2 protein-coding genes, 2 tRNA genes and 2 rRNA genes are annotated in these 6285 nt (G+C 58.9%); 1 reads left to right on the top strand and 5 read right to left on the bottom strand.

Annotated elements, in window-relative coordinates; all coding sequences use genetic code 11:
* The 5 genes from HWX36_RS35100 to HWX36_RS35080 all read right to left on the bottom strand — a co-directional run.
* Positions 1-1164: ribosomal RNA gene (locus HWX36_RS35100) — 23S ribosomal RNA — on the bottom strand; the annotation flags it as partial.
* Positions 1165-1446: 282 nt separating this feature from the next.
* A tRNA-Ala gene (locus HWX36_RS35095) sits at positions 1447-1522 on the bottom strand.
* 42 nt (positions 1523-1564) lie between these two features.
* Positions 1565-1641, bottom strand: a tRNA-Ile gene (locus tag HWX36_RS35090).
* 63 nt (positions 1642-1704) lie between these two features.
* Positions 1705-3237, bottom strand: a 16S ribosomal RNA gene (locus tag HWX36_RS35085).
* Between the two features lie 562 nt (positions 3238-3799).
* On the bottom strand, positions 3800-5068 hold the full coding sequence (locus tag HWX36_RS35080; protein WP_175958325.1) for an SGNH/GDSL hydrolase family protein: 1269 nt from the start codon (positions 5066-5068) through the stop codon (positions 3800-3802).
* A gap of 199 nt (positions 5069-5267) precedes the next feature.
* Here HWX36_RS35080 and paaA point away from each other — a divergent pair, with 199 nt between their 5' ends.
* Positions 5268-6266 (top strand): 1,2-phenylacetyl-CoA epoxidase subunit PaaA, encoded by a 999-nt coding sequence (paaA, locus tag HWX36_RS35075; protein WP_039366897.1) that lies wholly within the window; start codon positions 5268-5270, stop codon positions 6264-6266.
* Positions 6267-6285: the final 19 nt, after the last annotated feature.

The following is a 6285-nucleotide window of genomic DNA, read 5'->3' as shown; positions in this document are numbered from 1 at the left end:
CGCATCCGCAGCTTCGGTATATAGCTTAGCCCCGTTACATCTTCCGCGCAGGACGACTCGATCAGTGAGCTATTACGCTTTCTTTAAAGGGTGGCTGCTTCTAAGCCAACCTCCTGACTGTTTTAGCCTTCCCACTTCGTTTCCCACTTAGCTATATTTGGGGACCTTAGCTGGCGGTCTGGGTTGTTTCCCTCTTGACACCGGACGTTAGCACCCGATGTCTGTCTCCCGTGATTGCACTCTTCGGTATTCGGAGTTTGCTATGGCGGGGTAATCTGCAATAGACCCCCCAACCATGACAGTGCTCTACCCCCGAAGGTGAGACACGAGGCACTACCTAAATAGTTTTCGGAGAGAACCAGCTATTTCCAAGTTTGTTTAGCCTTTCACCCCTATCCACAGCTCATCCCCTAACTTTTCAACGTTAGTGGGTTCGGACCTCCAGTACGTGTTACCGCACCTTCATCCTGGCCATGGATAGATCACTTGGTTTCGGGTCTACGCCCAGCAACTGAACGCCCTATTCGGACTCGCTTTCGCTACGCCTGCCCTATACGGTTAAGCTTGCTACTGAACGTAAGTCGCTGACCCATTATACAAAAGGTACGCCGTCACCCCTTGCGAGGCTCCGACTGTTTGTATGCATGCGGTTTCAGGATCTATTTCACTCCCCTCCCGGGGTTCTTTTCGCCTTTCCCTCACGGTACTGGTTCACTATCGGTCGATCACGAGTATTTAGCCTTGGAGGATGGTCCCCCCATCTTCAGACAGGATTTCACGTGTCCCGCCCTACTTGTCGCACACCTAGTTCTTTCATACTGTTTTCGCCTACAGGGCTATCACCTGCTATGGCCGCACTTTCCAGAGCGTTCGGCTAACAATACAAATAAAGAGTGCAAGGCTCATCCCATTTCGCTCGCCACTACTTTGGGAATCTCGGTTGATTTCTTTTCCTGCGGTTACTTAGATGTTTCAGTTCACCGCGTTCGCTTCACTAGACCTATGTATTCAGTCTAGGATGACCCAAAAGGGCCGGGTTTCCCCATTCGGACATCTACGGATCAAAGCTCGTTTGCCAGCTCCCCGTAGCTTTTCGCAGGCTACCGCGTCCTTCATCGCCTGTGATCGCCAAGGCATCCACCACATGCACTTGTTCGCTTGACCCTATAACGAGTCTGTCTCGTTACAGGTTGAGTTCTCGCGTTGTGCCGTATTCCAAAATCGAGTCAAACATAGAGTTCGAATCATCTTGAGATACATCGATACAATCACAACCCGGATAACTTTCACGTCCATCTCAAGACGCTTCCGCTATCCAAATTACTTGCTTCTTCCAGATTGTTAAAGAACGACAGCCGATACGTAAGACGTATCACTCTGACTGGCTCAATCGCCAATGCAAAATTCTCGGTTCAGCGTCTGAACCAAGCCCTTAGCGTTGGTGATTGGTGGAGGCAGACGGGATCGAACCGACGACCCCCTGCTTGCAAAGCAGGTGCTCTCCCAGCTGAGCTATGCCCCCATGAGTACAGATGCCTCAGGTACTTACCGCCAGACAAGACAATGGTGGGTCTGGTTGGATTCGAACCAACGACCCCCGCCTTATCAAGACGGTGCTCTAACCGACTGAGCTACAGACCCCTGAGTCTGTCTTTAAATTTACAGCCGATAAGCGTGAGCGCTCAATTTTGCGAGAAGCTCTGGAAAGGAGGTGATCCAGCCGCACCTTCCGATACGGCTACCTTGTTACGACTTCACCCCAGTCATGAATCCTACCGTGGTGACCGTCCTCCTTGCGGTTAGACTAGCCACTTCTGGTAAAACCCACTCCCATGGTGTGACGGGCGGTGTGTACAAGACCCGGGAACGTATTCACCGCGGCATGCTGATCCGCGATTACTAGCGATTCCAGCTTCATGCACTCGAGTTGCAGAGTGCAATCCGGACTACGATCGGTTTTCTGGGATTAGCTCCCCCTCGCGGGTTGGCAACCCTCTGTTCCGACCATTGTATGACGTGTGAAGCCCTACCCATAAGGGCCATGAGGACTTGACGTCATCCCCACCTTCCTCCGGTTTGTCACCGGCAGTCTCCTTAGAGTGCTCTTGCGTAGCAACTAAGGACAAGGGTTGCGCTCGTTGCGGGACTTAACCCAACATCTCACGACACGAGCTGACGACAGCCATGCAGCACCTGTGCGCCGGTTCTCTTTCGAGCACTCCCACCTCTCAGCAGGATTCCGACCATGTCAAGGGTAGGTAAGGTTTTTCGCGTTGCATCGAATTAATCCACATCATCCACCGCTTGTGCGGGTCCCCGTCAATTCCTTTGAGTTTTAATCTTGCGACCGTACTCCCCAGGCGGTCAACTTCACGCGTTAGCTACGTTACTAAGGAAATGAATCCCCAACAACTAGTTGACATCGTTTAGGGCGTGGACTACCAGGGTATCTAATCCTGTTTGCTCCCCACGCTTTCGTGCATGAGCGTCAGTATTGGCCCAGGGGGCTGCCTTCGCCATCGGTATTCCTCCACATCTCTACGCATTTCACTGCTACACGTGGAATTCTACCCCCCTCTGCCATACTCTAGCCTGCCAGTCACCAATGCAGTTCCCAGGTTGAGCCCGGGGATTTCACATCGGTCTTAGCAAACCGCCTGCGCACGCTTTACGCCCAGTAATTCCGATTAACGCTTGCACCCTACGTATTACCGCGGCTGCTGGCACGTAGTTAGCCGGTGCTTATTCTTCCGGTACCGTCATCCCCCGACTGTATTAGAGCCAAGGATTTCTTTCCGGACAAAAGTGCTTTACAACCCGAAGGCCTTCTTCACACACGCGGCATTGCTGGATCAGGCTTTCGCCCATTGTCCAAAATTCCCCACTGCTGCCTCCCGTAGGAGTCTGGGCCGTGTCTCAGTCCCAGTGTGGCTGGTCGTCCTCTCAGACCAGCTACTGATCGTCGCCTTGGTAGGCCTTTACCCCACCAACTAGCTAATCAGCCATCGGCCAACCCTATAGCGCGAGGCCCGAAGGTCCCCCGCTTTCATCCGTAGATCGTATGCGGTATTAATCCGGCTTTCGCCGGGCTATCCCCCACTACAGGACATGTTCCGATGTATTACTCACCCGTTCGCCACTCGCCACCAGGTGCAAGCACCCGTGCTGCCGTTCGACTTGCATGTGTAAGGCATGCCGCCAGCGTTCAATCTGAGCCAGGATCAAACTCTTCAGTTTAAACCTGTTACTGTTTTCGGTTCTTTCGAACCGGTCGCTCACTCAAAGCTGACAGGAATATGAATTGCTTCATAAACCTGACTTACTTTAGTGTGAGACTCTTGATACTTTTGCTATCTGATCCGAGGATCAGCTCGCTTCCATCAAGCGCCCACACTTATCGGCTGTTAATTTTTAAAGAGCATTCTGCGAGGAACTTCGTGGCTCCCGGCAGCGCTGCGTTTTCAGCAGCAGAGAAGCGAGATTATGAACCGTGTTTCGCAGCTCGTCAACAACTTTTTAACACCAGCGTTGCGACTGCGGGGCTCAACTTCCAGGCCAGTAGCGCGCGCCACACTGCCGCACACCACCGACCCTGCTTCCCTCTCCCGCGCCGCGTTACCGTTAGCGCGAAAGAGGCGTGATTCTAAGCACCCGCCCCCAACCACGCAAGCCCCTTTGTGAAAATATTTTGAAAAAGCCCCGTGCGCTGTCGCGCACGGGGGCTGGGGGCTCGACGGGCCGCGTGATGCTGCTGACCTCCCGGTCGCCGGCAACACTTCCCTCTATATATAGAGGCGCGTCACTTGCCGCCCACCACTGCCTGCAGTTGCTCGATCGACACCGCATCGGCCATCGCCGCGTAGCCGGCGTCGCTCGGATGAATGCCGTCCCCGCTATCGTATCGACGCTGCAGCACGCTCGGGCGCGCCGGATCGCGCAGCACGGCATCGAAGTCCACCACGCCGTCGAACCCGCTACCGCTCCGGATCCACCGGTTCACCTCGAGCCGGATCGCCTCGCGCCCCGCCGGTAGCCCAGCCGGCGTCAGCGTCGCACCGAAGACCTTCACACCCTGCCGGTGCGCCGCGTCGATCAGCCGGCGGTAGCCGTCGATCAAGGATGCAGCCGTGACCTGCGTATGCGGGTGGTCGCAATCGAGCCCCGCGCGCGGCGGCATCGCCGCAAAGTTGATGTCGTTGATCCCGATCAGCACGATCGCGGCCTTCACGCCCGCGCGCGATAGTGCATCGCGTTCGAATCGCGATGCCAGCGACGTGCCGTAGCACGCCGAATCGCTGAGCAGCCGGTTCCCGCTGATACCAAGATTCGCGACGCCGATCGACTCCACGCCGGAGGCGCTCAGCCGACGCGCCAGCGCGTCCGGCCAGCGGTGGTTCCGGTTCACGCTCGAGCGCAGCCCGTCGGTGATCGAATCGCCGATCGCCGCTACGCTGGCACGCGCGGAGCCGGCCTCGACCGCGAGCTCGGTCACCCATGCATATTGGGTAAAACGGGCGCGGAACGCGGCGGCGCCCGGATCACTCACGTGCCCCCCCGGTGCAGACACGTAATTGAACTGGTTCGACACGCGGTGCCAGACCGTCATCCGTTGGTTCGGCCCCATCTGGAGGCTGATCGCATACGGCCGCCCGGCCGCCACGTCAATCGCCACCGGATCGCTTTCGAGTTCCTGGCCCGGCGCCAGCGTCACGGACGCCTTGCCGTCGAACCGGACCGGCACCGCCGCGCCCACAAGCGCCGCCCCTTCCCCGGCGCGCGCGAGGCTCGCCGCCTCGACGACCAGGGGCGCACGACCGTACGCATTGCTGACGCGGATCCGTGCGGCACGCCCCGACACCGTCGGATACACGATCTGGCGCACGGCCCGTCCGGCCACGTCGGGCGCACGATAAAGCGGCGGCGGTGCGGCAAGGTCGGGAATCGGCTGCAGCGCGGTCGCCCACGCGGCCACCCATCCGGCCGGCTCGGCCGAGGCCGACGCCACGAGCGGCGAGACAAAGACGGCCGCACCCAGCACGGCCGCGGCGATACTGCTTCGGAATGACATCGGCAAAATCCTCGTCGGAAAGCGGGCATTGTGCCGCAGAAGACGCGAACCCCACGCGCCAGACCAGCACGATGCCACCGGATCGCGCCCCGACGTCCCTCGTTTACCCGAATCTCGCCGCAAATCCTCAAGAAATTTATTAACCGACCGGTCGGTTGGTTTATACTTCGCACACATTCAACCGGACGAGAATCTCGCCATGTACACGCAATCCCTCGACATCCCCGGCAATGTCGCGCCGCTCGACGCCGCAGCCGAGTCGCCCGAGCAGGCGCGGTTCGATGCGGTCATGGCCGCCGACGGCAAGATCGAACCGCAGGACTGGATGCCCGACGCCTATCGCAAGACGCTGGTTCGCCAGATCTCGCAGCACGCGCACTCGGAAGTCGTCGGCATGCTGCCCGAAGGCAACTGGATCTCGCGCGCGCCGAGCCTGAAGCGCAAGGCGATCCTGCTCGCGAAGGTCCAGGACGAAGCCGGCCACGGCCTCTATCTTTATAGCGCGGCCGAAACGCTCGGCGTATCGCGCGATTCGCTGATCGACGCACTGCACGCCGGCAAGGCGAAATATTCGAGCATCTTCAACTACCCGACGCCGACCTGGGCCGACGTCGGCGTGATCGGCTGGCTCGTCGACGGTGCGGCGATCATGAACCAGATCCCGCTGTGCCGCTGCACGTACGGCCCGTACGCGCGCGCGATGATCCGCGTGTGCAAGGAAGAATCGTTCCACCAGCGCCAGGGCTTCGACGCGCTGCTGTCGATGATGAAGGGCACCGACGCGCAACGCGCGATGGTCCAGCAGGCCGTGAACCGCTGGTGGTGGCCGGTGCTGATGATGTTCGGCCCGAGCGACGCCGATTCGGTCCACAGCAATCAGTCCGCGAAATGGGGCATCAAGCGGATCACGAACGACGACCTGCGGCAGAAGTTCGTCGACGCGACGGTCGACCAGGCGAAAGTCCTCGGCGTGACCCTGCCCGACCCCGACCTGAAGTGGAACGAGGCGCGCGGCCATCACGACTACGGCACGATCGACTGGGACGAATTCTGGCGCGTGGTCAACGGCGACGGCCCGTGCAACAAGGAACGCCTCGCGACCCGCGTGAAAGCGCACGAGGACGGCGCATGGGTGCGCGAAGCCGCACTCGCCCACGAAGCAAAGCGCCGCGCGCGCGCCGAACAGCACGCCGCCTGAGCGGCGGCACACCATCGAA

It is taken from the genome of Burkholderia sp. BCC0405 (assembly GCF_902833075.1).
Taxonomy (GTDB): Bacteria; Pseudomonadota; Gammaproteobacteria; order Burkholderiales; family Burkholderiaceae; genus Burkholderia.
This window is presented reverse-complemented; position numbering and strand designations above follow the sequence as displayed.

Coding starts and splice junctions, on each gene's coding strand:
- HWX36_RS35080 (WP_175958325.1), bottom strand. CDS start 5,068: ATGTCATTCCGAAGCAGTATCGCCGCGGCCGTGCTGGGTGCGGCCGTC.
- paaA (WP_039366897.1), top strand. CDS start 5,268: ATGTACACGCAATCCCTCGACATCCCCGGCAATGTCGCGCCGCTCGAC.